Below are 3,302 nucleotides of genomic sequence, written 5' to 3'. Positions count from 1 at the left end.
TTCTTGGCATCCGGATCAGTAGGCAGAAAGCACAAAGGCGCGTCGTCCCTATAAAACGAATGCAGTCCGGAAAAATTAGAGAATGGGATGACTGGTGTTCTTTGTGTGGGAGCGAGCCTGCTCGCGATGGTCGTCAACGATGACGCGGGGCTTCTGGGTGCCCTGCGGCGGCCTCAGGTTCATCGCGAGCAGGCTCGCTCCCACAGTTGATTTGCAAGGTTTGCCCATGCAGGAACAAGTACCGGGGAATGAGTGACGTCAGGCCGTTGCGGCCATCGCGTGCCGGCGGTGATGAACGTCCAGTTGGTCCTTGATCACTCGCAGCACCTTGGCCTCGTGCTCATGGATGAAGAAGTGCCCGCCGGCCAGCATGTCCACCGAGAAGCTGCCGTGGGTTTCCTTGCTCCAGCCGATCAGCTGTTCGGTGCTGGCCTTGTCGGCCTTGCCGCCAAGCACGTGCACCGGGCATTTGAGCAAGGGCCGCTGCACCGGCTCGAAGCGTCCGCACAGGAGAAAATCGGCGCGCAGGATCGGCAGCGTCAGGCTCATCAGCTCTGCGTTGGCCAGCACCTCTTCGGAGGTGCCATTTAGCGTGCGCAACTGGTCGATCAACTGCGCATCGGTCTTGGGCTCGGCAAAGCCGCGGTCGTAGTCGGCACGCATGGTCGGCGCCGCCGTGCCCGAGGCGAACAGCGCTACCGGCTCCGGGCACCCGAGGGCGCGCAAGGCATGGGCCATTTCACAGGCGAGCAAGGCGCCCAGGCTGTGCCCGAACAGCGCATAGGGCGCCGTCAGCCGTGGCTTTTGCTCGTGCGCCAGTTGCTGCGCCAGGGTGCGCATGTCGGCGTGCAGCGGCTCGGCATAACGGGCGCCGCGCCCCGGCAGCTCCACCGGTTGCACATCCAGCCACTGGGGCACCTTGCGCCGCCAGCGGCTGTAAACCATCGCACTGGCGCCCGAGTATGGCAGGCACAGCAGGGTCAGCTTGGTCACCGCGTTCACCTTGTCAAAGTCGTGTTTATCCATGAACGCATGGTCGGCGCAGCAAATTAGTCGGGCGCGCGGATAAATTTGCGCCACACCGGCTCGTTCTCTGTTCAGACCCAAACCAAGAAGAGTGATCGTCGTGGACCTGCAAATCATCCTGGGCAAACTGTTCGCCAATGCCGGCGCCGTCGGCATCGAAGGTGTCTTCCAATTCGTCTTCGGCCCCGGGCAGGCCTACTGGTCCGAGGTCCGGGCCAGCAGCCGCACCGAGGCCGGACACCACGCCAGCCCCGACGTCACCATCGAAGTCGCGCACGAGGACTTTCTCGGCATCATGGGCGGCATGGCCAATGTCGAAGAACTGTTCGCCAGCGGCCGCCTGAAAATCGGCGGCAACATGGGCCTGGCGACCATGCTGCCGCAGATCATCGACAGCGCGCGTTATGGCGGCGCGGTGGCGGAAAAGGTCGACATGAACAAACGCTACCCGACCCCGCCACGCTTCAGCGAAAAACTCACCGCCAGCCTGCCGACCCAACGCACGGTCGAGCGCCGCTCACGCGCTGATTTGTCGGTGCAGGAATTCGAAAGCCGCTACCTGCCCAACGGCGTCCCGGTGATCATCAGCGATGCGTTGCACGACTGGCCGCTGTTCAAGCTCAGCCGCGAAGAATCGCTGGTGCATTTTGCGCAGCTGCAAGGCATCACCCGCCACGGCGACTACGTGAAGAAGACCTTCTCCACGGAACGCGACTTTCGCTCCACCTCCATGGCCGAGTTCATCGCCTCGCTCGATGCCCCGGCGGCCAAAAGCGCCGATGGCGAGCCGCCGGCCTACATGGGCAACAACATTCTGCCGGCACAGTTGATGGAGCAGATCCAGTACCCGCCCTACTTCGACCCTTCATTGTTCATCCCCCCACGCATCTGGATCGGCCCCAAGGGCACCCTGACCCCGCTGCACCGCGATGACACCGACAACCTGTTCGCCCAGGTCTGGGGCCAGAAAACCTTCACCCTCGCCGCGCCCCACCACCGCGAGGCCCTGGGCACCTGGTCGACGGCACCGCAAGGCGGGCTGGACGGCTGCGACTTCAACCCGGATGCGCCGGATTATCAGCGCTTTCCGCAGGCGGCCGGAGTGACCTTTTTGCGGGTGACGCTGGAGGCTGGGGATCTGCTGTTTTTGCCGGAGGGGTGGTTTCACCAGGTGGAGTCGGTGTCGACTTCGTTGTCGGTGAATTTTTGGGTGAATTCGGGGAGGGGGTGGTAGCTGGGGGCCTTATATTTTGGTGTACACCTGTGGGAGCGGGCTTGCCCGCGATGGCGGCCTTCCGGTGTACATATCTGTTTCTGCGATAACGGCCGCTTTCGGTTCCGCCCTTACGGCGAGTGACTTTGGGGCTCTGTAGGAGCGAGCTTGCTCGCGATGGCGGCCTTACGGTGTACATATCCATTTCTGCGGTCACAGCCGCTTTGGGCTCCACCTTTACGGCGGGTGACTTTGGGGCTCTGTAGGAGCGAGCTTGCTCGCGATGGCGGCCTTCCGGTGTACATATCCATTTTTGCGGGTATGGCCGCTTAAGGTTCCGCCCTTACGGCGGGTTACTTTGTCGCGCCAAAGTAACCAAAACGCCCGGCCCCTGACGTACGGCCCTTCGCTGACGCTCAGGGTTCCCTCGCTCCGGTCCTGCTCCGTGGGCGCGCCGCCATCGGCCATCCTTGGCCGAGGGCGGCTAACCCGGCATCCATGCCGGGTTGCCCACTGCGCAGAACCTCCACTCGGCCTTCCGACGGGGCAATCTGTGGCGCCTGTGGAATCGTGGCTCTGTTTCTGTAGGAGCGAGCTTGCTCGCGATGGTGGACCGGACAACGCTGGGTGTCAGGCAGCCAGCGTCATCGTTGACCACCATCGCGGGCAAGCCCGCTCCCACAGAAGATCAAAAGCATCCCGCGATCCCCTGTAGGAGCGAGCCTGCTCGCGATGGTGGTTCAGGCAACGCTGGGTGTCAGACAGTCAGCGTCATCGTTAACGACCATCGCGAGCAGGCTCGCTCCCACAGGGGGGCGGGGGGAGAACAGCAGGCTTTTGATCCTGCTTTTGATCTTGCTTTTGATCCACCCGCCCCTTCGGCAGGCTGAGTGGAGGCATTCATCCGGGGAATAGGCGCGCAGCGCCGTGCGGCGCAGCCGCACACATCGAGAGGAGGTGCAGCGCAGCAAACCGGAGGCGATGTCCCCGGATGGATGCCGGAGCGAAGGAACCCCGAGCCTTGGCGAGGGGCCGTACGCTGGGGCGAGCGTTTTTTTGCTTA

Annotated in this window: 2 protein-coding genes; one reads left to right on the top strand and one right to left on the bottom strand. The window is 63.2% G+C overall.

Features of this window, described 5'->3' with window-relative positions:
- Nucleotides 1-258 precede the first annotated feature (258 nt).
- A complete protein-coding gene (locus ABVN20_RS26950) occupies nucleotides 259-1,026 on the bottom strand; it encodes a thioesterase II family protein (protein WP_368558840.1) in 768 nt (255 codons plus the stop codon).
- Nucleotides 1,027-1,126: 100 nt separating this feature from the next.
- Between ABVN20_RS26950 and ABVN20_RS26945 the strand changes: the two genes are divergently transcribed.
- On the top strand, nucleotides 1,127-2,260 hold the full coding sequence (locus tag ABVN20_RS26945; protein ID WP_368558839.1) for a cupin-like domain-containing protein: 1,134 nt from the start codon (nucleotides 1,127-1,129) through the stop codon (nucleotides 2,258-2,260).
- The last annotated feature ends 1,042 nt before the right edge of the window (nucleotides 2,261-3,302 follow it).

Origin of the sequence: Pseudomonas sp. MYb118 (genome assembly GCF_040947875.1) — a bacterium.
GTDB lineage: Bacteria > Pseudomonadota > Gammaproteobacteria > Pseudomonadales > Pseudomonadaceae > Aquipseudomonas.
This window is presented reverse-complemented; position numbering and strand designations above follow the sequence as displayed.